This is a genomic window from Streptomyces sp. NPDC104814, from assembly GCF_055583185.1.
The window spans coordinates 1,688,941-1,715,358 of sequence record NZ_JBVJOL010000001.1; the positions used below are offsets into that span (position 1 = coordinate 1,688,941).

17 protein-coding genes and 1 pseudogene are annotated in these 26,418 nt (G+C 72.7%); 14 read left to right on the forward strand and 4 right to left on the reverse strand.

The genetic code is table 11. From position 1 onward, the window contains the following. Positions 1 to 36 precede the first annotated feature (36 nt). From ACZ64A_RS07145 to ACZ64A_RS07160, 4 genes are all read left to right on the forward strand, one after another. Positions 37 to 2,388, forward strand: coding sequence for a DUF4135 domain-containing protein (locus ACZ64A_RS07145; RefSeq protein WP_469808744.1), 2,352 nt, complete (start codon positions 37 to 39; stop codon positions 2,386 to 2,388). Continuing rightward, the gene (locus ACZ64A_RS07150; RefSeq protein WP_469808745.1) at positions 2,385 to 3,608 is read left to right on the forward strand and encodes a hypothetical protein; all 1,224 of its coding nucleotides are present in this window, start codon (positions 2,385 to 2,387) and stop codon (positions 3,606 to 3,608) included. Before ACZ64A_RS07145 ends, ACZ64A_RS07150 begins: the two co-directional genes overlap by 4 nt. Next, entirely contained in the window at positions 3,605 to 4,894 is a 1,290-nt protein-coding gene (locus ACZ64A_RS07155; RefSeq protein WP_469808746.1) for a JmjC domain-containing protein, read from the forward strand. Before ACZ64A_RS07150 ends, ACZ64A_RS07155 begins: the two co-directional genes overlap by 4 nt. Before the next feature lie 137 nt (positions 4,895 to 5,031). Next, the gene (locus tag ACZ64A_RS07160; RefSeq protein ID WP_469808747.1) at positions 5,032 to 6,264 is read left to right on the forward strand and encodes a GNAT family N-acetyltransferase; all 1,233 of its coding nucleotides are present in this window, start codon (positions 5,032 to 5,034) and stop codon (positions 6,262 to 6,264) included. A 2-nt stretch (positions 6,265 to 6,266) separates the two neighbouring features. Here the strand turns inward: ACZ64A_RS07160 and ACZ64A_RS07165 are convergent, their stop codons facing one another. Continuing rightward, entirely contained in the window at positions 6,267 to 6,590 is a 324-nt protein-coding gene (locus ACZ64A_RS07165) for an HAD-IA family hydrolase (protein WP_469808748.1), read from the reverse strand. Positions 6,591 to 6,703: 113 nt separating this feature from the next. Here ACZ64A_RS07165 and ACZ64A_RS07170 point away from each other — a divergent pair, with 113 nt between their 5' ends. Continuing rightward, entirely contained in the window at positions 6,704 to 7,642 is a 939-nt protein-coding gene (locus ACZ64A_RS07170; protein ID WP_469808750.1) for a UTP--glucose-1-phosphate uridylyltransferase, read from the forward strand. Positions 7,643 to 7,788: 146 nt separating this feature from the next. After that, positions 7,789 to 8,994 carry a cation:proton antiporter gene (locus ACZ64A_RS07175; protein WP_469808751.1) on the forward strand — a complete coding sequence of 402 codons (1,206 nt, stop codon included), beginning with the start codon at positions 7,789 to 7,791 and terminating at the stop codon, positions 8,992 to 8,994. Positions 8,995 to 9,077: 83 nt separating this feature from the next. Here ACZ64A_RS07175 and ACZ64A_RS07180 read toward each other — a convergent pair. Then, positions 9,078 to 9,272: pseudogene (locus ACZ64A_RS07180) on the reverse strand (SPW repeat protein); the annotation flags it as partial. Between the two features lie 159 nt (positions 9,273 to 9,431). On the opposite strand from ACZ64A_RS07180, the gene ACZ64A_RS07185 reads away from it, so the two are divergent. From ACZ64A_RS07185 to glgX, 8 genes are all read left to right on the forward strand, one after another. Continuing rightward, positions 9,432 to 11,213 carry an N-acetylglutaminylglutamine amidotransferase gene (locus ACZ64A_RS07185; RefSeq protein ID WP_469808752.1) on the forward strand — a complete coding sequence of 594 codons (1,782 nt, stop codon included), beginning with the start codon at positions 9,432 to 9,434 and terminating at the stop codon, positions 11,211 to 11,213. Continuing rightward, on the forward strand, positions 11,210 to 13,999 hold the full coding sequence (locus tag ACZ64A_RS07190; RefSeq protein ID WP_469808753.1) for a S9 family peptidase: 2,790 nt from the start codon (positions 11,210 to 11,212) through the stop codon (positions 13,997 to 13,999). Before ACZ64A_RS07185 ends, ACZ64A_RS07190 begins: the two co-directional genes overlap by 4 nt. A gap of 167 nt (positions 14,000 to 14,166) precedes the next feature. Beyond that, positions 14,167 to 17,244, forward strand: a complete 3,078-nt coding sequence (locus ACZ64A_RS07195) for an FAD-binding and (Fe-S)-binding domain-containing protein (RefSeq protein ID WP_469808754.1) — start codon at positions 14,167 to 14,169, stop codon at positions 17,242 to 17,244. A 60-nt stretch (positions 17,245 to 17,304) separates the two neighbouring features. Next, the gene (locus tag ACZ64A_RS07200) at positions 17,305 to 19,116 is read left to right on the forward strand and encodes a thiamine pyrophosphate-requiring protein (protein ID WP_469808755.1); all 1,812 of its coding nucleotides are present in this window, start codon (positions 17,305 to 17,307) and stop codon (positions 19,114 to 19,116) included. 19 nt (positions 19,117 to 19,135) lie between these two features. Then, the gene (locus tag ACZ64A_RS07205) at positions 19,136 to 20,902 is read left to right on the forward strand and encodes a glycoside hydrolase family 15 protein (protein ID WP_469808756.1); all 1,767 of its coding nucleotides are present in this window, start codon (positions 19,136 to 19,138) and stop codon (positions 20,900 to 20,902) included. A 4-nt stretch (positions 20,903 to 20,906) separates the two neighbouring features. After that, a complete protein-coding gene (locus ACZ64A_RS07210) occupies positions 20,907 to 21,911 on the forward strand; it encodes an SDR family oxidoreductase (protein WP_469808757.1) in 1,005 nt (334 codons plus the stop codon). Positions 21,912 to 21,955: 44 nt separating this feature from the next. Next, on the forward strand, positions 21,956 to 22,513 hold the full coding sequence (locus tag ACZ64A_RS07215; protein WP_469808758.1) for a MarR family winged helix-turn-helix transcriptional regulator: 558 nt from the start codon (positions 21,956 to 21,958) through the stop codon (positions 22,511 to 22,513). A gap of 199 nt (positions 22,514 to 22,712) precedes the next feature. Beyond that, positions 22,713 to 24,806 carry a glycogen debranching protein GlgX gene (gene glgX / locus ACZ64A_RS07220; RefSeq protein WP_469808759.1) on the forward strand — a complete coding sequence of 698 codons (2,094 nt, stop codon included), beginning with the start codon at positions 22,713 to 22,715 and terminating at the stop codon, positions 24,804 to 24,806. A 75-nt stretch (positions 24,807 to 24,881) separates the two neighbouring features. Here glgX and ACZ64A_RS07225 read toward each other — a convergent pair whose 3' ends face one another. After that, entirely contained in the window at positions 24,882 to 25,133 is a 252-nt protein-coding gene (locus ACZ64A_RS07225) for a DUF5133 domain-containing protein (protein ID WP_469808760.1), read from the reverse strand. A gap of 196 nt (positions 25,134 to 25,329) precedes the next feature. Next, on the reverse strand, positions 25,330 to 26,337 hold the full coding sequence (locus ACZ64A_RS07230) for a YihY/virulence factor BrkB family protein (protein ID WP_469808761.1): 1,008 nt from the start codon (positions 26,335 to 26,337) through the stop codon (positions 25,330 to 25,332). Between the last annotated feature and the right edge of the window lie 81 nt (positions 26,338 to 26,418).

Sequence of the window (26,418 nt, forward strand, 5' to 3'; positions counted from 1 at the left end):
GCCGCCGGCGGGACGGCACCGCGCAGGAAGGACGCCATGACCGAGGTGCTGTGGGAGTCCGTCGCCCCGGCCCGCCGGGGGAGTGCTCCCGTGCACAGCCCTGCCGTCCGCAAGGTGATCGAAGCCGTGCGGGCGGGCACCGCGGGCAGCTTGTTCCCGCCGGTACTGCGGCCGGTCGAGGACGGTCTGCTCGCCCACGACCGCTACCCGGCCGGTGAGCAGGACGCCGAGCTGCTGGCGGCCGCGCTCGCCACACCCCGCTTCGCCCCGCTCGGCGCACTGCTGGACACCCTCGACGCCTGGTGCCGCCGCACCGCCGTCCGCACCGCGGGCCTGCTCGCCCCGGGCGTCCTCGACGTCACCTACGGCGCGCTGTTCGGGCCGCTGGTGAGCGAGGCGTTCACCGCCTGCGCCGCGGGCGCCGCCTACCCGGCGGGGGAGGAGTGTGCCCGCTGGACGGCGTTTCTGGACCGGTTCCTGCAACGCCTCGCCCGGGACACCGGCACCCCCTGGTTCGACCTGCCCTCCCTGCGGCTGCCGGTGACGGGCATCGAAGCCCAGGACGGCGAGACCCACAACGGCGGGCGCCGGGTGCTGCGCGTGCGCCTGAGCCGCGGCGGCAGCGTCGCCTACAAGCCACGCCCAGCAGGCGGCGAAGTCCTGTTCCTCACCCCGGACACCTCCGTGTTCGCCCTCCTCAACGGCTTGCCGCCGACGTCGGGTCCCGTCCGTCTGCCGGTGCTGCGCTGCACGCCGGGCACCGGCCCGGACGGACGGGACTACACCTGGCAGGAGTGGATCGAGCCGCCCGCTCAGTGGGGCGTGATCCGCTCGGCGCCCGGCCGGCGGCTGTACGGCACCCGCCTCGGCCGCCGTCAGGCGGAACGGTTCTGGCACCGGGCGGGCTCCCTCACCGCAGCCGCGTTCCGCTTCGGCATCGCCGACCTCGGCGAGGGCAACCTCCTGGCCGGTACTCGCCCGCAGGACCAGGAGCCCCTGTTCCACCCCGTCGACCTGGAAATCTTCCTCACGCCGCTGCCGCGCCTGTACGACACCGGGCTCGTCGCCGACACGGCCGCGGGGGACCACCACCACCCGGGACTGGAGGACAGGGCCCGCTGGTGCACGGTCGACGGACCGGTGGCCTGCTTCACCGAGACCACGGGCGGAGGCCTACGGCTCGTACGGCGACGCCGGCCGTGCACCCGCGGCGGCTCCCGCACCGTCGTCTCCGACGCCCGGGGGCGCACCGGATACGGGCCGTACCTGCCCTCCTTCCTGCGCGGCATGTTCGACGCGTGGACGCTGATGTCGCGCCACCACGACCGCATCCGCGCCGTCCTCCGCGACACCCCGGCGGACACGTACGTGCGGGTGCTGCTCAAGCCGACGGCCGCCTACACCGAGGCCCTCGCCGACCGGCTCACCGGGACCGCACCCGCAACCACCGGGCCCGCTTCCGCAACCACCCCTGGCTTCGGCCCGGCCGAGACCGCCCAGCTCGGCGCCGGGGACGTCCCCTACTTCTTCCGCTCCGCGCACGGCGGCCCCTTGCTCCGCGCCACGGAAAAGGCGCACCTTCCCCTCCCCGGCGACCCGTACCCCGACTGGCCGCCTTCGGCCGCCGTCGCGGACGAGCGCGGCCGTGATCTGGCGGGGCTGGGTGTGGCACTGCGCGACGCGGTCGCCTACGCCCACGACACCGTCGGGCCCGGCACGCAGTACGGCGACGGCGTCCGGGTGCGGATCAGCGACCGGCACACCGGCGAGGCATGCTTCACCTGGGCGGCGGCAGGGCGAAGGATCGTCTACAGCTGGGCCGGCGACACGGTGCGGATCCGTACCGAGCCGTTCGTCCGTCCCGCGCCGGTACCGGAGGTGCGGCGCCGCCTACTGCGCACCGACCGGCTGGACGCGGCCCTGCGTGAACGCTGGGTCGCCTCCGGATTCGCGGACGAGGAGACCGAGAAGCGGCTGCGCGCCCTGACCGAGGCGGGCATGCGCTGGCTGGCGGACGTCGTCGCGGCCCACGGCTGGCCGGGCCGTGCCCTCGTCGGCCCGGCGGCCGCGGCCGCGGCCTGCCGGCTCGTCCAGCACGCCGAGGGCCCGCGCGGCTTCCAGCACGAGTGCCTGCACCTCATCGAACAGGCCGCCGCCGACGACGATCTGCCGCCACGTCAGATCGCCTACGTCACCGACGCGGTCCGCGTCCACGAAGGCCGGCCGCAGGTCTACGGAACCAAGTTCCGCATGCGGGAAGGGGAGTTGGAGCCGTGTCCCATCGAACAGCCCGACCGGGTGGACGAACTGCGCCGCCGCCTGGGGATGGAACCGCTCGCCCGCTACGCCGCCCGCCTGCGCCGCCGCTACGGGTCCCCGACCGGTTGAGCGCCGCCTGGGACGACTTCGCCGCCCGGCACTGGCAGCAGGCGCCCGTTGTGCTGCCGGCTCCGGGCGGGCCGCAGGCCCTGGACGCCCACCACGCCTACACGGTCATGGTCGGGGCGGCCGACCCGTTCCGGGCCGGCACCCGGTTCCGGGCCCTGCCCGACGTGCGGTTCCTCGTCGAGGGCGGACGGATCCGGGCCCCGGGCGACCTGCTGCCCGGCCCCGGGGACGGCACGGCCGAGCAGTACGCGGCGCGCCTCGACGCCCGCCTGCGCGGCAACGGCCGGCTGCTCGCCGTGGAGCAGCCCCTCCTGCTCGACCACGCCCTGTGGAGTCAGGTGCGCGACCTGGTCGTACCCCTGTGGGAGCGGATCGGGCATCCCGTGCTGCCGGTCGTCACCGAACTCGCCCTGGGCGAGGGCATCACGGACGGCGACGGTCTGCGACGGGAGCCGGTGCACGCGAGCCTCGTCCGGGTGCTGCACGGAAGCGTCACCGCCGTCCCGGCCCGCGAGCAGGACGGACCCACGCTGACCGCCCGGGCCGGGGAGCTGCTGCACTGGCCGGCGGGACGACCGCACGCCCTGCGGTACGGGCCGCGGACCCTGGCGTTGCGGCTGCTGGTGCCGGCCGACGCGCGTCTGCTGACCGAGGCCGTCAAGGACGTCGTCGCCGGGATGCTGCACGAACGGCGCGGCCACGACCAGGTGCCCTACCTGCCGTACCCGCCCGCAGATGACCGGACGCTGAGGCCCGAGGCAGCCCAACTGGGCGATGCGGGCGCCGGGTTCCGCGAGGTGCCCGAACTGGCCGAGACGGGCGCCGGCTTGCGCGAGGTGACCGGCGAGGACCGGCTCGGGGTCGCCCTGCGCGTCCTGTGGGCGCGCCGGGTCAGCGCCGCCGGCCTGGAGCCCGCCCCCGCGCCACGGCCCCCGATCCGTCTCGCTCCCGAAGACCGGCTGCGGCCTGCCTCGCCCGTCGTGCGCATGCCTCTCGACGAGGGCCAGGGGTGGATCTGGGCCGTCGACGGCCATGCCTTCTCGCTGCGCGGTGCGCTCGGCGAACGGGTTCTCGACCTGCTGCGGCAGCACGGCACCCGCACGGTGGCGGAACTGTGCGCCGCGGCCGGGCCGGGGCGCGAGCGGCAGGTCGTCGCCCTGCTGGAGAAACTGGACGCCCTGCGGGGCGTGGACACGGTCGGGAGGACGGACACGGCATGAGCGAGGAACCGATCCTGGCGGTCGAGACGGAGTTCTCCTGGGACACCCTCATCGAGCGGTACTGGGACCGGCGCCCGGTGCTGTTCCGTTCCGTGACCCCGGCGCCCTTCGAGGCGTCGGAGGTGTTCCGCGCCGCCGTGGCCGGCAGTCGTCCCGGGCACGACGACAGCTGTATGCCACCCAATGTGCAGTTCACCGTCGAAGACGTCCAACGTGACGCCCCCGGCGGGGTGTTGCCCGCCGGAGAGGACGGCTCCTTCGACGCGTACGACGCACGACTCGCCGCCCGACTGGACGGCCGTCGCCACGCCTTGGTGGTCAACGGATTCCATGCCTTCGACTCCGCGCTGTGGTCCCGCGAGCGTGCCTTCTTCGACCCGCTGTGGCGGTCCGTCGGCCTGCCGCTGACCGGCGCGATCACGACCTTGTTCCACGGGACGTACGAGCACAGTCCCGTCGGCGTGCACAAGGACCGCTTCGCCACCTTCATGTTCGGTCTGCGGGGCCGCAAGCGGATGCGGTTCTGGCCGCGCAGGCCGTGGGAGGAGGCCGTGTCCACGAAGACCGACTACGCCCGTCACACCGCTGCTTCGGTGTACGCCGACGTCGGCCCCGGCGAGTTGCTGTACTGGCCGGCCGACTACTACCACGTCGGCGAGAGCGCCGGGGCCGCCCCCGCGACCAGCGTGAACGTCGGCGTTCCCCGGGACGAGCACCACACGGGCTACGAACTCGAGGACCTGCTCGCCGACCTCGACCCGGCCCGGCTCGCCGGACACGGCGGCCTGGACACGCTGCTCGCCACCCCCGACGCCGCCCTGACCGCTCCGGGCCCCGGCCCAGGCGGCCTGCTCGCCCCTGCGCTGCCGGAGGCGTTCACCACCGCCGTGCACGCACTGCACGCGTTCGCCGATCCCGCCGCGATCAGCCGCCGTGTCACCGTGCTCTCCCTGCGCCGCTGGACGGCGGGCGGCTTCGAACCCGTACCGCCCGCCGCCGCTCCCCGGGCCCTGGCGGACACGGACCGGCTGCGCGGCGACCGGCACGCGCGTATCCGGTGGGCCCCGGACGGTGCCGCCGGCACCCTGTGCGCGGCGAACGGCCACGAGACCCGCACCCCCCTCGACCCCGACGAGCTGTGCCGACTGACCGACGCGCTGTCCGGACGCGCGCCCGTGCCGGTCGGCGACCTGCTGGCCACCGTCGCACCGGGCACGCGACGCGACGACGCCCGCACGCTGCTGGAGGTGCTGGAGAGCTTCCACGCCGTCCACCGCGCACCGTGACCGGCGGGCGAGGCGAGCGCCGTGCTCTGCCCTGCCACGGGGCGGGCCGTAAATCGCTTGACCCGATCATGCGACGGCGCTGCACTGTGGCGGGACACCACGCAGCCGTGGTGCCGGGATCCGGGGAGGCCGCAGCGGTGGAGATTCGTCCGACGACCGATGAAGACCTCGACGTCTTCGTCGACACCCTCCACACCGCGTTCGCGCGCTTCCCCGAAGCACCGGCGGAGGGGCAGGGCGTCTGGTGGTCGGCGCTCGAAATGGACCGCAACCTGCTCGCCGTGTCGCCGGACGGGCGGCCCGTCGGCACCGCCGGCGCGTACTCCTTCGAGCTGACCCTGCCCGGCCCGACGATCGCGCCCGCCGCCGGAGTGACGGCCGTCGGCGTGGTGCCCTCGCACCGACGCCGGGGCGTGCTCAGCGCGATGATGCGGCATCAGCTCACGGAGCTGCGGGAACGCGGCGAGTTCCTGTCCGTGCTGCTCGCCTCCGAGGCGCCCATCTACGGCCGGTTCGGCTACGGACCGGCGACCTGCACACAGCGGCTGACGGTGCCCCGCCACCGGGCCGCCCTCGCCCTGCCCCGGGCGCGGGGGACGGCCGACGCACCGGGTGACGGTGCGGGCAGCGGCTCGGTCGAGGTGCTACGGCGTGCCGAGTGCGGCGACCTCCTGGAAGAGGTCTACGACCGGTACCGCCGGGCCCAGCCCGGCGCGCTGTCCCGCCCGCACCGCTGGTGGAAGTCGGGCGCGGGACAGCCCCCGATCTCCCCGGCCCAGCGCTACATCGCCGTCCACCGCGACGCCGACGGCCTGCCGGACGGCTACGCCAGCTACGCGCTCGGCGAGCCCGGCACCCTGACCGTCGACGAGACCATCGCCGGCGACGATGCCGCCTTCACGGCCCTGGCCGGATTCCTCCTCGGTCACGACCTGGTCGATCAGGTGGTGTTCAAGCACTTCCCGCCCGGTCATCCCCTGCGCTGGCAGCTCGCGGACTTCCGCGCCGGCGAGGTGAGCGGCGACACCGACTGGCTCTGGGTGCGGCTGCTGGACGTACCGCGCGCCCTGACCGCGCGGGGCTGGCTCACGGACGGTGAACTGGTCCTGGACGTCGAGGACCCCTTCCTCGGCGAGCACGGCCGCCATCTGCTGACCGTCCGGGACGGCGAGGCCGACTGCGTCCCGACGGACCGGGACCCCGACCTCTCCCTGGACATACGCGACTTGGGCTCCCTCTACCTGGGCGGCACCACCCCGAGCACCCTCGTACGAGCCGGCCACATCCGGGCCCACCACCCGCGAGCGGCCCCCCACGCAGACACCCTCTTCCAAGCCGACCGCCCACCACACTGCCTGCACTGGTTCTGAGTTCAGACGAGCGGGAGACGCCCCACATCCCCGGTACGAGCGCCCAGATGAGCGGCCATGCGTCTGACGGCACCGGCGTTGTCCTCGAACAGCTGGGCCTGCATTCCGAACGCCTGGGCCGCCCGGACGTTCGCCGCGGCGTCGTCGATGAGGAGACAGTCCTCCGGCCGCACCCGAAGGCGTTCGCACACGGTGGCGAAGGCGTGCGGGTCCGGCTTCTCGACGCCGATCCCCTCGTGTGCCCGGTGGTCCGCGGGGGGCAGCGTCGCCCTTCTCTCCGGGGCGAGGTCAAGGACGCTCGAGATCTTGTGGCAGCCCCGTTGCATCAGGGAAGCTCCGGCGGACGGCGTCGGTTCGGTGGTGCTGCGGCCGTGGCGGCGTAGCGTCGGGGTGTACCGTGCCGGCCGGCATGGTGTGCCGGTCGACCGAGAGAGACCTGATGTCCCCGACGATCCGCAGGGCCGTGATCCCCGCCGCCGGACTCGGCTCCCGCCTGCTGCCCCTGACCAAAGCCATCCCCAAGGAGATGCTCCCGGTCGGCGACAAGCCGGTCGTCGAGCACACGGTGCGGGAGCTGGTGGACTCCGGGATCACCGACATCACCATCGTCGTCTCCGGCGGGAAGTCCCTGATCCAGGACCACTTCCGGCCCAACCCGGCCTTGGTGCAGCAGCTGCGGGCCGACGGCAGGACGGCGTACGCGGACGCCGTGGAGGAGGTCGCCGAGCTGGCCCGCGACGGCCACATCACCTACCTCGACCAGTACGGCCCGTACGGCAACGGCACCCCCGTCCTCAACGCCGCCCGTGCCTTCGGTGACGAGCCGGCCCTCGTCCTGTGGCCCGACGACGTGTTCGTCGCCGAGGTGCCGCGCGCCCAGCAGCTGATCCGCGCCTACGAGCAGACCGGCTGCCCCGTCCTGGCACTCATGCCGATGGCTCCCGCCGACTCCCGGCGCTACGGCGTGCCCATCGTCAAGGAGGACCTGGGGCAGGGCCAGCTGCGCATCACCGGCCTGGTGGAGAAGCCCGAGCCGGCCGACGCGCCCTCCGCGTTCGCGGCCATCGGCGGGTACGTCATCACCCCGGGCATCGTGGACGAACTGCGTGAGCAGACCCGCCGCTGGTACGAGGCCCGGGACAGCGGCCGCCCGGTCGGCGAGGTCTACCTGACCGACGCGATCAACGCGTACGCCGCCGGTCGCGCCGTCTACGGCCAGGTCATCCAGGGCACCTGGTACGACACCGGGAACCCCGCCGACTACCTCGTCGCCCAGATGGCCCACGCACTGGCCCACCCCCAGTACGGGCCCGTCCTGCGCGACCTGGTCCGGCGGCTCGACGCGGACGCCCGCACCGGCCCCGGCACCACCGCCTGAGCCACCCCGAGCGGCTCCTGTCCCGTGTGACGCCACTGCCCGGGCGGTTTTCCGTGCGTGCCGGGAAGTGGCGGAGCCGGAGAGTGGATCACGTGTCCTAGGCTCTGCGCGGAATCGGAGCGTGCAGTCTGGGAAGGCGGGGCGCCGTGCTCGCCGTAGCGGTCATCGCGGGAATCCTGTTCGTCTGGTCGCTGCTCGCGCACCGGCTCTCCCGGTGGAGCATCACCGCGCCCATCGCCATGATCGGGGCCGGCGTCGCACTCACCGCGGGGTCCGATCCGCCGCTGCACTTCGACTTCGACACGAAGGCGTTCGAGCACGCCGTCGAGGTCGTGCTCGCCCTGCTGCTGTTCGTCGACGCCGTAGAGGTCCCGCTGTCGGTCATCAGACGGGACAGGGGCCTGTACGTGCGGCTGCTGGGCATCGCGCTGCCGCTCACCCTCGGCGCCGCCTTCGCTGTCGGGTACCTGTTCTTCCCCGCTCAGCCCCTGTGGCTGCTCGCCGTCCTGGCGACCGTCGTCGTACCCCTGGACCTCGCGCCCACCGCGTCCGTGGTCCGCGACCGCCGGATCCCCGGCCGGCTGCGGGAGGTGCTGAACGTGGAGGGAGGACTCAACGACGGCATCCTCTCCCCGGTCTTCCTGCTGTGCATCACGGTGGGCGTCGAGGCACACGGAACGCACTCCGACTATGTCGACGCGCTGCTGACGGCGGTCGTCGCCTCCGCGTGGGCCGTCGGCACCGGCGTCGTCGTGGGCTGGACGAGCGGATGGCTGCTGGGCAAGTCCTGGCTGCACGGATGGACGCGCCCGACCGCCGTGCGGCTGGGCGTGTTCGCCGTGCCCGTCGCCGCGTACACCCTGTCCGGCGCTGTGGGCGGCAACGGCTTCGTGGCCTCCTTCGTGGCCGGAGTCAGCTTCGCACCGGCGATGCGGCACCTGCCGGAGACCGCGGTGGAGATGACCGACGACCTGGTCACCCTGCTGACCCTCGCGCTGTGGTTCATCTTCGGGCAGATCGTCAACGAGGTCTTCGGGGGCGACGTTCCCCTCGCCGTGGTGTTCTACGGACTCGTCGCCGTGGTGCTGGTGCGCCCGGTGCCCGTGCTGCTCTCCCTCACGGGCACGCGGATCGGGCTCGCCGACCGGCTGTTCCTCGGGTGGATGGGGCCGCGCGGGGTGACCTCGATCGTGTTCGGGGCGCTCGCCGTCGTCGAGCTCCCCACCCGTCAGGCGGATTTCATCGCCCCGGGGATGGTGATGACCGTCCTCGCCAGCATCGTGCTCCACGGGCTGAGCGCCGAACCGATCGCCCGCTTCTACGCCCGGCGAGGGCAGCCGGACGACCGCTGACCGCGTCCTCGCCTTGTTCACCGGGCTGTGACGGACGGCGCGTCGTGGAACCGGGCGAGTTGCCGCGACGGCTGTCGGCCTCCGGCGAGTCCGACGAGCAGGTGGGTCACAGTCAGGGTGGACAGGCCGTTGAATCCCGTGATCCACGGGGACGCCGCCAGGTAGATACCAGTCAGGAAGGCCAACGTGCCGACGGCCTGGCCCTGTGGTGTGCTGGTAGCGCGCTCGGCCATCTCATGGCGCTGACGCATCTCGACGATGTCCGGGTGCGTCTCCATTGGGGGCGTCGATGTCACGAGAGCGGCCCATGCGTATTCGCCGGTCACCAGGGAACCCTGTGTTGGGTGGTCCGTAGGAGCGCGTTTTCGTGAGGTGAAGCAGTACATGTCGACCACCCAGGCCCAGGTACTGATCGCACGCCGGGGAGGTGGTGCGTGATGTGCGGCCTGAGCGGAGAAATACGCTTCGACGGTGAACGGCCCGATCTCGCGGCCGTCCGGCGCATGAGTGACCAGCTCGCCGCCCGCGGCCCCGACGGCCAGGGAGTGTGGTCCCGCGGCCCCGTGGCGCTGGCCCACCGGCGACTGAAGATCATCGACCTGTCCGAGCTCGGCGCACAGCCGATGACGGACGCCGAACAGCAGGTCACCGGCGTCTTCAACGGATGCATCTACAACTACCGCGCGCTGCGCGAGGAACTGCTCGCCCTCGGGCACCGGTTCGAGTCGACCTCCGACACCGAGGTCATCCTGAAGGCGTACCGGCAGTGGGGGACCGACTGCGTCGACCACTTCCACGGGATGTTCGCCTTCGCGCTGGCCGAACACCGGACCGGCCGGCTGATCCTCGGGCGTGACCGGCTGGGCATCAAGCCGCTCTACCTGGCCGAGACACCAGGGCGCCTGCGGTTCGCCTCCTCGCTCCCGGCCCTGCTGGCGGCCGGCGACGTCGACACCTCGCTGGACCCCGTGGCGATACACCAGTACCTCAGCTGGCACGCGACCGTCGCGGCGCCCCACACCGTGCTGAACGGCGTGCGCAAGCTGCCGCCGGCCACCGTGCGGGTCGTCGAGCCGGACGGCAGCCACCGCGATCACCGCTACTGGCAGCCGTCGTACACCCGCCGTCCCGAACACGCGGACATGGGACCCGACGAGTGGCGGGACGCGGTACTCGACGCCCTGCGCACCGCCGTACGCCGGCGGATGGTCGCGGACGTGCCGGTCGGCGTCCTGCTCTCCGGCGGCCTGGACTCGAGCCTGATCGTCGCGCTGCTGGCCGACGAGGGACAGCGGGACCTGGCGACGTTCAGCGTGGGCTTCGAGTCGGAGGGCGGCACCGACGGGGACGAGTTCCCCTACTCCGATCTCATCGCCCGGGAGTTCGCCACCGATCACCACCGGCTGCGGGTGCCCTCCGAGCGTGTCTCGACGGCCCTCGACGGGGCGATCGCGGCGATGAGCGAGCCGATGATCAGCCATGACGTGGTCGCGTTCCACCTGCTGTCCGAACAGGTGGCCAAGGAGGTGAAGGTCGTCCAGAGCGGGCAGGGAGCGGACGAGGTCTTCGCCGGTTACCACTGGTATCCGCAGCTCGCCGCCGTCGACCGGGCCGGAGCGGCCGACCGGTACGCGGAGACCTACTTCGACCGTCCCCACGCCGACCTCGCCCGCATCCTGCAACCGGACATGCTTGCGCCCGACGACGTCTCCGGCCGCTTCGTCCGGGACCACATGGCGCAGCCCGGGGCGGACACGGCGCTCGACGCGGCGCTGCGCCTGGACACGCACGTGATGCTCGTCGACGATCCGGTGAAACGCGTCGACAACATGACCATGGACTGGGGCCTGGAGGCCCGCGTCCCCTTCCTGGACCACGAGCTGGTGGAACTGGCGGCCGCGTGCCCGCCGGAGCTGAAACTGGCCGACGGCGGCAAGGGCGTGCTGAAGGAAGCGGGCCGCAAACTGCTGCCCCACGACGTGATCGACCGGCCCAAGGGCTACTTCCCCGTCCCGGCGATCACCCATATGGCCGGGCCCGTCCTGGAACGCGTCCGGGAGACCCTCCAGGCTCCGGAGGCGCGGCGGCGCGGACTGTTCCAGGACGCGTACGTCGCCGAGCTGCTGGCGGCGCCCGAGGAACACCGGACCAAGCGCGGGGCGAACGCCCTGTGGCAGGTGGCCCTGCTGGAGACATGGCTTCAGACGCACGGAATATGACCGGCGAACGCAGCACGCCCGACGCGGTCGGCAGGCCCCCCGACGCGGTCGGCAGGCCTGCCCCGGACGACAACGGTACGGCGCTCGGCAGGCCCGCGCCGGACGACACCGGCGCGGCGAGGGGGTCCGGAGCCGCGCGCACCGGCGCGGCCGGCGGGTCCGGCAGGGCCGACACCGGCGCGGCGTCCGGGCCGCCCACGGACCGGTTGCGGAGGCGAGGCCCGAGCGGAGCCGCGGCGGATCAGGGTGGCCGCGGCCTCCCGCGCACCAGCCCGAACCCGGCCGGCCACGGCCTCCCGCGCACCACCCCGGACCCGACCGGCCACGGCCTCCCGCGCACCACCCCGGACCCGACCGGGCGCAGCTCCCCCCTGCCGGCCCCCGATCCGGCCGGGCGGCCCCTGCCGCAGCCCGCCCCGGACGCGACCGGGCCGGACCGCCGTCCGCGCACCGCACTCGACCGGGACGGGCCCGGCGTTCCGCAGGACACACCGGACCTGCCCGGGCGGGCTCCGCACGCCGTCCAGAACCCCGGCGGCGCCGGCCGCCTTCCGCATGCCGTGCTGGACCCGGACGGGCATGGTCTCCCACATGCCGTGCTGGATCCGGACGGGCGCGGTGTCCCGTATGCCGCCCCCGCCCACGTCCCCCTCACCGACGCCTCCGGCCCCCGCGAGGGGACGACGCGGCTCACTGCGCACGGCTGCTGGTACCCGTCGGCCGACCCCACCGGGACGCAGGTGGCCTTCATCTGCGACCGCGGCGGCGTGCCGCAGCTGTGGGCGGGTCCCGTCGACGGCGGCGACGTGCGGCTCCTCGACGCGGGCCCCGACCCGGTCCGCGAGGTGTCCTGGTCGCCAGACGGCCGCTGGATCGCCTACACCACCGCCCCCGGCGGCGGAGAGCACTCACGCGTGCTGTGCGTGCGCCCCGACGGCACCGACCGCCGCATCCTGGCCGGAGCCGAACCCGGCACCACGGCCTACCTCGGGTGCTGGGCGCACGACGGATCTGCGGTCGCCGTCACGGTGGCCGTTCCCACCGGCCCGCCCCTGGACACGGCCGTCCAGGCACCGGTCGAGTACAGCGGCGGCGGCCTGCCGGCCGGCTGGTCCGGCCGTGGCGGCGACGCCGTCCTGCTCGGACCGGCACCGCTCACCACGACGGAGCCGAGGCCGACGCCCCGCGACGAGACCCCGGCGGCCGCCGGGCCGCCGCCCACCGGCATCGCCGCCCTGCTCACCGGCGCGCCCCACGGCCGGGTCCCCACGGCGTACGACGATCCACGGCACGGCGGGTACGCGCCGGCGGCCGGGTCCGGCGACGGGCTGTCGGCGTATCTGATCGACCCCGACGGCCTGGCCGCCCCCGTCCTGCTGGCCACCGAGCAGGACGCGGCGACGCTGCGCGTGTGCGACCTCAGCCCCGACGGCGGTCTCGCGCTGCTGCGGCGCGGCCCGCGCGGACGGCGCGAGGCGGTCGTGGTGCGGACGACCGATCTCGCCACGACGTGCGTCGTCCCCGTGGCCGACGGCGATCCCTGGATCGGCCGGTTCTCTCCTCAGGCGGACACCCTCTGGCTGCGCAGCGACGCCGATCGCGAGTTCGCGGCCCTGATCGCCGCCCGGCTCGACGACGAGGGCCGTCCTCAGGGCTGGTCCGTCGTGGCGGAGCGACAGAGCAGCGAGCTGGAGCTGCTGGCCTTCGCCGACGACGGTCACACCGCCGTACTGGCCTGGAACGTCCGGGGCGCCAGCGAGACGGAGATCGTCGACCTGCCCGCATCGGGTGCGGCCGCGGGTGCCGTCGGCGCACCCCACCCCGTGTCGTTGCCGCACGAGGTGGTCACCCGCATCGTCGGCGCCGGCCCGGGACGGCTGGTGCTGGCCCTGTCCGGGTCGCAGCGCCGTCCCGGCGTGTGGTGGCTGTCCTCGGGGGTCGAACTGGTCCGCACGCCCTGGTCGTCGCGGGACGAGGACGCCGTGCCCCCCGGCCGTCCGCCGGTGCGGCCGGTGCCGGTGGGCGTGACCGCACGGGACGGCCTCGCGTTGCACGGCTGGTACTACCGGGCTCCGGGACGCGGCCCCGGCGAACCCGCCCCCTGTGTGATCCACCTGCACGGTGGCCCGGAGGAACAGGAACGTCCCGTCTTCAACCCGCTGTATCACGAGATCCTCGGGCGGGGGCTCGACATCTTCGCGCCCGATGTGCGCGGATCCTCCGGACACGGACGCTCGTTCGTGGACGCCGACCTGGGCCGGGGCCGGTTCGCCGCACTGGACGACGTCGCGGACTGCGCCGCCCACGCCGTACTGGCGGGCCCCGCCGATCCGGCCCGGCTGGCCGTGATGGGCCGCTCCTACGGCGGCTATCTCACGTTCGCCTCCCTCGTGTGGCACCCCGAGCTGTTCCGCACCGGCGTGGCGGTCTGCGGCATGTCCGACTTCGCGACCTTCTTCGAGGGCACCGAGCCGTGGATCGCGCAGTCAGCGGCGCACAAGTACGGGCATCCGGAGCGTGACAGCGAACTGCTGCGGGCGCTGTCGCCCATGACCCGGATCGACGCGCTGCGGGTTCCCGTGCTGGCCGTCCACGGGGAGCACGACACCAATGTGCCGCCGCGGGAGTCGGAGCAGTTCGTGCGGGCGGCGCGGGAACGCGGCCGGCCGGCCGAACTGCTCACTCTGCGCAACGAGGGGCACGACTTCCTGCGTGCCGACAACCGCCGCCTGTTCCGCCGCGCGGCCGCCGACTGGCTCCAGAGGCACCTCGTCGACGGACGGTGACGGGCCGCGACCCCTGTGTGCCGTTGCGCTGCGTCATCGGACAACGCGCGCTTCGAACGGGACCTTTGCATACTGCAAGAGCGGGTACCCGCGTGCTGCGGCGGCGGACAGCGGTCCGCGAGGCCCCACTGTGCGCGTGCGACGTTGCAGGAAGGCGGACACACCTGATGACCGACACCACCCCCGTCGATGCCTCAGCCCTGGACGTGACCGGCCTCGAGGCGGCGCTGCGGGACACCGTGGACGCCGAGGTGCGCTTCGACGCCGGGAGCAGAGGCGCCTACGTCACGGACGGCTCCAACTACCGTCAGGTACCGATCGGCGTCGTCGTCCCCCGGACCGTGGAGGCCGGCGCGCAGGCGGTCGAGGTGTGCGCGCGCTTCGGCGCACCCGTGCTCTCCCGCGGCGGCGGCACCAGCCTCGCCGGGCAGACCACCAACACCGCGGTGATCATCGACTGGACGAAGTACTGCCACCGCCTGATCTCGGTGGACCCCGACGCCCGCACCTGTGTGGTCGAACCGGGCATCGTCCTGGACGAACTCAACCGGCTGCTCTCCGACCACCGGCTGCAGTTCGGCCCCAAGCCCTCCACGCACAGCCACTGCGCGCTCGGCGGCATGATCGGCAACAACTCGTGCGGCGCGTCCGCGCAGGCCTACGGCAAGACGGTGGACAACGTCCGCCGGCTGGAGATCCTGACCTACGACGGACTGCGCATGTGGGTGGGGCCGACCTCGGAGGCGGAGCGGGCGCGGATCGCCGCCGAGGGCGGCCGCAAGGCCGAGATCTACGCCGGCCTCGACCGAGTCGCCACCGAGTACCTGGCCGACATCCGCCGCGGCTTCCCGAAGATCCCGCGCCGCGTCTCCGGGTACAACCTCGACTCCCTGCTGCCCGAGAACGGCTTCGACCTGGCCAAGGCCCTGGTCGGCAGCGAGGGCACCCTGGTCACCGTCCTGCGCGCGGAACTGGACCTCGTGCCCGTGCCGCCGTACAGGTCGCTGCTGGTCCTCGGCTACGACGACATCTGCGCCGCCGCCGACGACGTGTCCCACCTGCTCCAGCACTGCTCGCCCAGCCAGCTGGAGGCGCTGGACGGCCGGATGGCGCAGCTGATGCGGGAAGAGGGTGCCTATCTCGACTCCCTCAACATTCTCCCCGAGGGCGACAGCTGGCTGATGGTGCAGTTCAGCGGCGACAGCCCGGAGGACGTCGACGGGCAGGCGTACGCGCTGCTGCGTGCCGTCGGCCGTGACGAGAAGGACGCGCGGGTGGCGTTCTCCGACGACCCCGGGCGCGAGGAGAAGATGCTCAAGGCCCGCGAGGCCGGCCTCGGCGTCACCGCGCGTCCGCCGGACGGACGGGAGACCTGGGAGGGCTGGGAGGATTCCGCCGTACCGCCGGAGCGGCTCGGCGACTATCTGCGGGATCTGAAGGCGCTGTTCGAGGAGTTCGACTACGACCACCCGTCGCTGTACGGGCACTTCGGGCAGGGGTGCGTGCACACCCGCATCCCGTTCGGGCTGAAGACCGCCGAGGGCGTCGCCCGCTTCCGCCGTTTCGTGGAGCGGGCCGCCGACCTCGTCGCCTCCTACGACGGCTCCCTGTCGGGCGAGCACGGTGACGGCCAGTCCCGCGGCGAACTGTTGACCCGTATGTTCGGCGAACGGCTGGTGACCGCCTTCGGCGAGGTGAAGCGGCTGTTCGACCCGGACAACCGGATGAACCCCGGCAAGGTCGTCGACCCGAACCCGGTCGACGGGCAACTGCGCCTCGGCCCGACGTGGCGGCCCGACAACCCCGCGACGCACTTCCAGTATCCGGAGGACGAGCACTCCTTCACCCGCGCGGTGATGCGCTGCGTCGGCATCGGCAACTGCCGCAGCCACTCCGGCGGCGTGATGTGCCCGTCGTACCGGGCTACGCTGGAGGAGGAGCACTCCACCCGCGGGCGGGCCCGGCTGCTGTTCGAGATGCTCGACGGTCACGACGACTCGCTGATCACCGACGGCTGGCGCTCGACGGAGGTGAAGGACGCCCTCGATCTGTGCCTGGCCTGCAAGGGCTGCAAGTCGGACTGCCCGGTGAACGTGGACATGGCCACCTACAAGGCCGAGTTCCTCTCCCACCACTACGAGGGGCGTGTGCGGCCCGCCGCCCACTACTCCCTGGGCTGGCTGCCGCTGTGGGCGCGGCTGTCGCGCCTGGCCCCCGGCCTGGTCAACACCCTGCTGCGGGCGCCGGTGCTGTCCTCGCTGGGCAAGCGGCTCGCCGGGGTGGCCGAGGAGCGGCAGGCGCCGATGTTCGCGCATCAGTCCTTCCTGCAGTGGTGGCAGGAGCGCGGAGGGGAACAGCCCGACCCGGCCGATCCGCGCACGGTCGTGCTGTGGCCCGACACCTTCAGCACCTACTTCCACCCGTCCATCGCCATCTCCGCCGTGCGGGTCCTGGAGGACGCCGGATTCCGGGTCGCCGTGCCCACCGAGCCCGTCTGCTGCGGCCTGACCTGGATCTCCACCGGGCAGCTCGACGTCGCGGGCAAGGTGCTGCGGCGCACTCTGCAGGTGCTGCGGCCCTACATCGAGGCGGGCACCCCGGTCATCGGCCTCGAACCCTCCTGCACCGCGGTGTTCCGGGCCGACGCGGTCGAGCTGATGCCGGCCGACCAGGACGTCAAACGGCTCGCCGGACAGTTCCGCACCTTCGCCGAACAGCTGGTGCACCACGCACCGGACGGCTGGCGGCCGCCTCTCCTCGGCCGGCAGGCGACCGTGCAGACGCACTGCCACCAGCACGCCGTGATGAAGTTCGACGCCGACCGGGAACTGATGCGCCGCGCCGGCATCACCGCCGACGTCCTGGACGAGGGCTGCTGCGGCCTGGCCGGCAACTTCGGCTTCGAACGCGGCCATCACGAGGTCTCCATGGCCATCGCCGAGCAGGGCGTCCTGCCCGGGGTGCGGGCCGCGGCCCCCGGCAGCCTGGTGCTCGCCGACGGGTTCAGCTGCCGCACCCAGATCGAACAGGGCGACACCGACCGCCGGGCCCTGCACCTGGCCGAGGCGCTCGCCCTCGGCCTCGACGGGAACCTGCCGAGCCGGCAGCCCGAACGACTGGCGGCCCGGCCCGCGCCACCCTCCCGCACCGCCCGGTGGGCGGTCACCGCGGGCGTCTCGGCCCTCGCCGCGTCGGCCGCCACCGCCACCGTACGCACCGCCTACAAGCATCTGCGCGGCCGCTGACCGGCCCACCGGGCCGCGACCCGCGCACCGCGCGAACACTCTTCGGAAAGGTCCTCGAACATGTCGATGAAGGTCTCCGACCACATCCTCGAACGCCTGCGTGACTGGGGGGTGGAGCATGTCTTCGCCTACCCCGGCGACGGCATCAACGGCCTGCTCGCGGCCTGGGGGCGCGCCGACGACAACCCCCGCTTCATCCAGGCCCGCCACGAGGAGATGGCCGCCTTCGAGGCCGTCGGCTACGCCAAGTTCTCCGGCAAGGTCGGCGTCTGCGCGGCCACCTCCGGCCCCGGCGCGATCCACCTGCTCAACGGCCTGTACGACGCCAAGCTCGACCACGTCCCGGTCGTCGCGATCGTCGGCCAGACCAACCGCAGCGCCATGGGCGGCTCCTACCAGCAGGAGGTCGACCTGCTGAGCCTGTACAAGGACGTCGCCTCCGACTTCTGCGAGATGGTCACCGTCCCCGAGCAGCTGCCCAACGTGCTCGACCGCGCGATGCGCACCGCCATGGCGCGACGGTCCGTCACGGCCGTCATCATCCCCGCCGACGTGCAGGAACTGGACTACTCGCCGCCCGAGCACGCCTTCAAGATGGTCCCCTCCAGCCTCGGCATGCCCCACTACGCGCCGGTCCCGAGCGACGAGGACATCACGCGGGCCGCGGAGGTGCTCAACGCCGGCGAGAAGGTAGCCATCCTGGTCGGCCAGGGGGCCCGAGGCGCCCGTGAGGAGGTCATGGCGGTCGCCGAACGCCTCGGCGCGGGCGTCGCCAAGGCACTGCTCGGCAAGGACGCCCTGGACGACGACCTGCCCTACGTCACCGGCTCCATCGGACTGCTCGGCACCCGGCCGTCGTACGAGCTGATGACGGAGTGCGACACGCTCCTCGTCATCGGCTCCTCGTTCCCCTACACGCAGTTCCTGCCGGAGTTCGGGCAGGCGCGGGCCGTGCAGATCGACATCGACCCGCACATGGTCGGCATGCGCTACCCCTTCGAGGTCAACGTCGTCGGGGACGCCCGGGCAGCGCTGACCCGGCTGCTGCCGCTGCTCAAGGCGGGCAAGAACAAGGGCTGGCGCAAGAAGATCGAGAAGGACACCGCCCGCTGGTGGGAGGTCATGCAGCGGCGGGCCGAGGTCGACGCCGACCCGGTCAACCCCGAGTACGTGGCGCACGCCCTCAACGATCTGCTGCCCGACAACGTCATGCTCGCCTCCGACTCCGGCTCCGCCGCCAACTGGTATGCCCGCCACCTGAGGCTGCGCGGCGCCATGCGCGGCTCGCTCTCCGGCACCCTCGCCACGATGGGCCCGGGCGTGCCGTACGTCATCGGCGCCAAGTTCGCGCACGGCGACCGCCCGGCGATCGCGCTGGTCGGCGACGGCGCCATGCAGATGAACGGCATGGCCGAACTGATCACCATCGCCAAGTACTACGGCGAATGGGACGACCCGCGCCTGATCGTGGCCGTCCTCAACAACCAGGACCTCAACCAGGTCACCTGGGAGATGCGTGCCATGGCCGGCGCGCCGCAGTTCCTGCCCTCCCAGTCGATCCCCGACATCCCCTACGCCGACTTCGCCCGCATGATCGGCCTGCACGGCATCAGGATCGAGAAGCCCGACGACGTCCGGGGCGCCTGGGAGACCGCGCTGGCCGCCGACCGGCCGTGCGTCCTGGACTTCGTCACCGACCCGGCCGTCCCGCCGATCCCGCCGCACGCCACCCTCGACCAGATCGAGGCGGCGGCGACGTCGATCCTCAAGGGCGACAGTGACCGGACGGGCATGGTCCGCCAGGGCTTCAAGGCCAAGGTGCAGGAGTTCCTGCCCGGCGGCCGCCACCGCGAGGACCGGCCCGGCACCTGACAGCGGGAGAGAGCGACCGATGAGCACCACCACGCCCTTCCCTCCGCACGCGCTGCACGACTACGCGCTGCTGGCCGACGGGGAGCGCGGCGCACTGATCGGGCCCGACGGAGCCGTGAACTGGCTGTGCGCGCCGACCTGGCACGACGACGCCGTGTTCGCCTCCCTCATCGGCGGCGCCGGGGTTTATGCCGTGACCCCGCGCAGTCGGTGGGTGCCCGGCGGCTACTACGAGGAAGGCACGCTGATCTGGCGCAGCCGCTGGGTCACCACCGACGGCGTCGTCGAGTGCCGCGAGGCCCTGGCCTTCCCCGGCGACGCCGACCGGCTGGTGCTGCTGCGACGGCTGCGCGCCGTGCACGGCACCGCCCGCGTCAGGGTCGTCCTCGACCCGCGCGCCGACTACGGTCGCGCACCCCTGACGTCCGCCCACCGCTCCGACGACGGACTCTGGCACCTCACCACCGGCCGCTACCGGCTGCGCTGGCAGGGCGCTCCGTCGGCGGTCGCGGGCGCCGACGGCCTGCGCACCGAACTGCGGCTCGAGCCCGGCCGGACCCACGACCTGGTGCTGGAGTGCTCCGACGGGCCGCTGCCGCACGACCCTCCGGTGGCGGAGCGGGCCTGGGCCGACACGGAGCAAGCCTGGCGGCGGACCGTGCCCGGACTCGGACACACCGCCGCCCCCGATGACGCGCGCCGCTCCTACGCCGTACTGCGCGGTCTGACCTCCCACGGCGGCGGCATGGTCGCCGCCGCGACCACCAGCCTGCCCGAACGGGCCGAGGCCGGCCGCAACTACGACTACCGGTACGTCTGGATCCGCGACCAGGGCTACGCCGGGCAGGCGGCGGCCGCCGTCGGCGCCTTCGACCTCCTGGACCCCGCCGTCCGGTTCGTGGGCTCCCGTCTGCTCGCCGACGGCCCGCGCCTGGCACCCGCGTACACGGTGCACGGCGCGCCCGTCCCCGACCAGCGCGAGCTCGACCTGCCGGGCTACCCGGGCGGCTTCAGCCGCGTCGGCAACCACGTCGAGAAGCAGTTCCAGCTCGACTGCTTCGGCGAGGCGCTGCTGCTGTTCGCCGCCGCCGAACGCGGCGACCGTCTCGACGGCGACGGCTGGAAGGCCGCCGAGACCGCGGTCCGGGCCATCGCCGAGAGGTGGCGCGAGCCCGACGCCGGAATCTGGGAACTCGACGACCGGCCCTGGACGCACAGCCGCCTCACCTGCGTCGCCGGGCTGCGCGCCCTGGCCGCCGCCGCACCCGGCCGGCCCCTCGCCCGCACCTGTACGGACCTCGCCGACACCCTGTTCGCGGACACCGCGGCGACCAGCGTGCACCCCGACGGGCACTGGCAGCGCACCCCCGACGACCCCGCGGTCGACGCGGCCCTGCTGCTGCCCGCCCTGCGCGGCGCCCTCCCCGCCGGTGACCCGCGCACCCGCGCCACCCTGGCTGCCTGCCGCGCGCAGCTGACCGAGGACCACTTCATCTACCGGTTCCGCCACGACGACAGGCCGCTGGCGGCAGCCGAGGGCGCCTTCCTGCTGTGCGGCTTCCTCATGGCGCTGGCCGAGCAGCAGCAGGGCAACGCCGTCGAGGCGCACCGCTGGTTCGAACGCAACCGGGGCGCCTGCGGGGCCTCCGGGCTGTACGCGGAGGAGTTCGACATCGCCCAGCGGCAGTTGCGCGGCAACCTTCCCCAGGCGTTCGTCCACGCCCTGCTGCTGGAGACCGCCGCCCGCCTCACCCACGATCCCGCATCCCGCCAAGGAGGGAGCTGAACCCATGACCGAGACCGTCGTCATCACCGGCGCCAGCGCCGGCATAGGACGGGCCACCGCGCGCCTGTACGCCGGCCGCGGCGCCGACATCGTCCTCGTGGCCCGCGGCCGGGCCGGTCTGGACGCGGCCGCCGAGGAAGTCGAGTCCCTGGGCGGCCGGGCGCTGGTGCAGGAGACCGACGTGGCCGACCCGGACCAGGTGGAGGCCGCCGCCGCGGCCGCCGAGGAACGGTTCGGTCCCATCGACGTCTGGATCAACTGCGCGTTCAGCACCGTCTTCGCGCCGTTCGACGAGATCACCGCCGAGGAGTACCGGCGGGCCACCGAGGTGACCTACCTCGGCTTCGTCAACGGCACCCGGACCGCCCTGAAGCGGATGCTGCCCCGCGACCGCGGCACGATCGTGCAGGTCGGATCCGCGTTGGGGGAGCGGTCGGTGCCGCTGCAGTCGGTGTACTGCGGAGCCAAGCACGCCATCAACGGCTTCACCTCCTCGCTGCGCACCGAACTGCTGCACCGCGGCAGCAACGTCCACGTCACGATCGCGCAGATGCCGGCCGTCAACACCCCGCAGTTCTCGTGGGTGACCAGCAAGCTGTCCAAGCACCCCCAGCCGGTCCCGCCGATCTACCAGCCGGAGGTCGCCGCACGCGGTGTCGTGTACGCCGCCGACCACCCGCGCCGCAAGCAGTACTACGTCGGTGCCACGACCCTGGCCACCGTCTGGGCCAACCGCTTCTTCCCGGCGCTGCTCGACCGCTACCTGGCCCGCACCGGCTTCGACTCCCAGCAGACGGACGCGCGCCCGCCGACCGGCGTCAGCAACCTCTTCGAACCGGCGGACGCGGCGGCCGGCACCGACCACGGGGCGCACGGCATGTTCGACGACGAGTCGCACGGCCGGTCCTTCGAGGCCGCGCTGACCCGCCACCCGGCCGCGGTGGCCTCCGTGCTCGCTGTCGGCGCCGCGGTCACCGCGAAGGCCGCACTCGGCCGACGCGGCCGGTGAACGCCGTATCTCGTTCCCGCACCGCGAGGGAGGAGTGAGAGGCGATGTCCGAGGACCGGCCCGAGGTGCAGACGGACCGTTTCTCCAGGCCCGAGGCGGGCGAAGGGGGTCTGGACCGGGAGGCGGAGGAGGTCACCGTGGCCTTGATGGCCGCGTCACGGCTCATCGTCGCGCTCTCGGCACGAGCCCTCGCCTCGGTCGACGTGCCCCTCACGCTGCCGCAACTGCGCTCGCTGGTGACCCTGCGCACCCGGGGCCCGATCACCCTGACGAGCCTGGCGGCCGACCTGGGGGTCAACCCCTCCACGGCCCTGCGGATGGTCGAGCGCCTGGAGGCGCAGGACCTCATCGACCGCCGCGCCAATCCGGACAACCGCCGCGAGACCCTCCTCCAGCTGACCGCGAAGGCGCAGAAACTGGTCGACCGGGTCCTGCACCACCGGCGCACGGCGATCCGCGCCCTGGTGCAGCGGCTCCCCGGACAGGAACGCGCCGTCCTCGTCCCCGCTCTCACGGCCCTCACCGCCGCGGCCGACGCACTGGATCTCGGGCCCGAACCGTCGAGCGACACCGACCGGAGCGCCGGTTTACCCACGGTATGAGGTGGAGACCCGGGGCGTGGGCCTTCGCCGTGCCCGCGCAACGCCGACCTCCTCGACGCACGGGCGGTGCGAATGTTCACCGCCGACACGGGCAAACGGGAACGAACGGGTGCGCGGCTGCCGACCGGCCGCGTCGGGGAGGGGCGTGGTCGTGCGTATATGGCAGGAGAGCACAGAGGTGGGTCCGCGACCGGGACACATGTCGCCGCTGGGTGCCACCTTCGACGGCGCGGGGACGAACTTCGCCGTGTTCTCGGAAGTGGCGGAGCGGGTCGAGCTGTGTCTCTTCGACGAGGACGGCACCGAGGAGCGCGTCGCGCTCAAAGAGGTGGACGGCTTCGTCCACCACATCTACCTGCCGGACATCGGCCCGGGCCGGCGGTACGGGTTCCGCGTGCACGGGCCGTACCGGCCGGAGCGTGGTGAGCGCTGCAACCCGAGCAAGCTGCTGCTCGACCCGTACGCCAAGGCGATCGAGGGCGAAGTCGACTGGAACGAGGCGCTGTTCCCGTACCACTTCGGCGATGCCGGCCGGCGCAACGACCTGGACTCCGCGCCGTACGTCCCCAAGTCGGTCGTGGTGAACCCCTATTTCGACTGGGGCAGCGACCACCCGCCGCGGACCCCGTACAACGAGACGGTCGTCTACGAGGCCCATGTGAAGGGCATGACCCGGACCCACCCGGCGATACCGGAGGCGATGCGCGGCACGTACGCCGCGCTGGCGCACCCCGCGATGGTCGACTACTTCGTCAAGCTCGGCGTGACCGCGGTGGAACTGATGCCGGTCCACCAGTTCGTCCAGGACCACGCGCTGGTCGAGAAGGGCCTGTCGAACTACTGGGGGTACAACACCCTCGGCTTCTTCGCCCCGCACAACGCCTACTGCTCCTCCGGGCAGCGGGGCGAACAGGTGCAGGAGTTCCGGGCGATGGTCAAGGCGCTGCACGAGGCCGGCATCGAGGTCATCCTCGACGTCGTCTACAACCACACCGCCGAGGGCAACCACCTCGGCCCGGTGCTGTCGCTGCGGGGCCTGGACAACGCGGCGTACTACCGCCTGTCCGAACAGGACCCGCGCTACTACTGGGACACCACCGGTACCGGCAACAGCCTGCGGATGAACCACCCGCACACCCTCCAGCTGATCATGGACTCGCTGCGGTACTGGGTCACCGAGATGCACGTCGACGGCTTCCGCTTCGACCTCGCCGCCACCCTCGCCCGGCAGTTCCACGAGGTCGACCGGCTGTCGTCGTTCTTCGACCTCGTCCAGCAGGACCCGGTCATCTCCCAGGTCAAGCTCATCGCCGAACCGTGGGACGTCGGGGACGGCGGCTACCAGGTCGGCAACTTCCCGCCGCTGTGGACCGAGTGGAACGGCAAGTACCGTGACACCGTCCGCGACTTCTGGCGCGGTGAGGGCGGCACACTCGGGGAGTTCGCCTCCCGGCTGACCGGCTCCTCCGACCTCTACCAGAGCGACGGGCGCCGCCCCTACGCCTCGGTCAACTTCGTCACCGCCCACGACGGCTTCACCCTGCGCGACCTCGTGTCGTACAACGGCAAACACAACGAGGCCAACGGCGAGGACAACCGGGACGGGGAGAGCCACAACCGCTCCTGGAACTGCGGCGCGGAAGGCCCCAGCCGCGACCGCGGTGTCCTCGCCCTGCGCGCCCGCCAGCAGCGCAACCTGCTCGCCACCCTGCTGCTCTCCCAGGGCGTGCCCATGCTGCTGCACGGCGACGAACTCGGCCGCACCCAGCAGGGCAACAACAACGCCTACTGCCAGGACAACGAACTGACCTGGATCGACTGGTCGGACGCCATCGAGGGAAGCGAACTGCTCGACTTCACCCGCCGGCTGATCACCCTGCGCCGTGAGCACCCCGTCTTCCGCCGCCGGCGGTTCTTCAAGGGACGGGCTCCTCAGGGAACGCGTACGGAGGCGAAGGACATCGCCTGGTTCACGCCGGCCGGCCAGGAGATGACGGACCGGGACTGGGAGACCGGCTTCGCCCGGTCCTTGATGGTCCACCTCAACGGCAAGGCCATCACCGAACCCGACCTGCGGGGCCTGCGCGTGGAGGACGACTCGTTCCTCCTGCTGTTCAACGCCCACAGCCAGGCTCTCACCTTCACCCTGCCGGAGGACCTCGGTCCCTGGTGGGCGGTGGAGGTGGACACGGCCATTCCCTACGTCGAGTACCGGCCGCTGATCAAGGGCGGCAGCGACGTCGAGGTCGAAGCCCGCGCCATGTTCGTCCTGCGCGGCCACGAGCACGGCTGACCTGGCCACGACACGCGTCCGGCCCGTCGCCGAGGAGAAGGCGACGGGCCGGAGCGCGGTTTCTTCGGGGCGAGGTCAGGCGGCGAGCACCTGGCCGGTGGCGGCGGCTGTGGCCGCGCCGCGGCTCGCTCGCATCCGTTCCAGGAGCGCGTCGGCGGCGGCGAGAGCCTCGTCCACCGACCGGGTGCCGGTCATCACGCACAGGGTGTAGCCGGTGTCCTCGAGCTCCCGGCTGGAGCGGCCGGTGGGCTGCAGATCATGACGGAACCGGGCATCGGCGAAACGAGCCAGCACCGCACGCAGTTCCTTCTCCGCAGGCAGCAACACAGCGACACCCTCTCTGCACAGGCGAGCCGACACCGGCCCTCGCGACACGTGAACGCGCACCCTCGACTGCACGCCCGGAGGCCTACGGGAAGCACACGCTTGATCCGGTGAGACGTGTGCCCCGGCGGCATCACCGTATGCACCGCTCTTTCGGCGCTCCGCCGACCTCACACGCCCCGCCGCCGGCGCTGCGACGTCAGGGAGGTCCCTTGTCACCCATGGTCGGGGGCGGGGGACTGTCGAAGCGGACGGAGATCTTCTCGAACCCCTTGAAGGACTCCGTCGTCGCGTAGGAACGGTAGGCACGCAGGTCGCCCGTGGCGAGATGGACCCGATCGGTGAACGGGGTGAGCAGGCTGCGCGGCCACAGCCGCAGGGAGCGCACGGCGATGACCTCGGCCGCGGTGAGGTACACGACGGCGGCGAGGTAGATCCAGGCGAGCAGGCCGAGCACGATGCCGAACATGCCGTACGTCGCCGTGGTGCCGCGCAGCACGTGTCCGACGTAGTACGAGCCGCCCCACTGCAACGCCTGCCAGGCGCACGCGGCCCCCAGAGCCGGTCCGTACATCACCCGCCGCGGCAGATGGCGATGTGTCATCAGCCGGTAACTGACCAGCAGCAGGGCGGCGTTGACGACCACTCCGGCCGCGCCGATGGCGATCCGCAGGCCCAGTCCCAGGCGGGTGCCGAAGATGCCGGTGGCGGATTCCGCGGTCGACAGCGCCGTCGTCAGCACCAGACCGAGGGCGAGCAGGAGCAGGAAGGACAGGCTGTTCATCCGTGAGCGCAGCGGGTCGGGCCGGGCGTGGCGCGGTACGGCGAAGATCTTGTCCAGGGCGTGCTGCACGGCCTGGGCCACGCCCAGCGCGCCGTAGATGCTGCCGGCGACGCCGACCGCGACGGCGGCGCCGCTGCCGTGGAAGGAGTGGATGTTCTGGCCCAGCTGGTCGCCGATCACCGGGAACTCGCCGAGCGCCGAATGGAGCACCGAGTGCTGCAGGTCGGGGTTGCCGTGCAGGGCGGCGCTGAGGACGGCCACCAGGAACAGCAGGAGAGGGAAGAGCGAGACGAAGCCGTAGTACGCCAGCAGTGCGGCCAGGTAGGTGGCCTGGTCGTCGAAGAACTTGTACACGACGGCCAGCGGCATGCCCGCCCACCGGTGCCGTCGCTGATATCTGTCCAGCCGGGTCAGCACGTTCATGTGCGCTCCCACAACCCTCGGGGGCGAGTTCCGCCCCTCGGCGGACGCCCGCAGCATTCCGGTGCCCTACCGGACCGATCC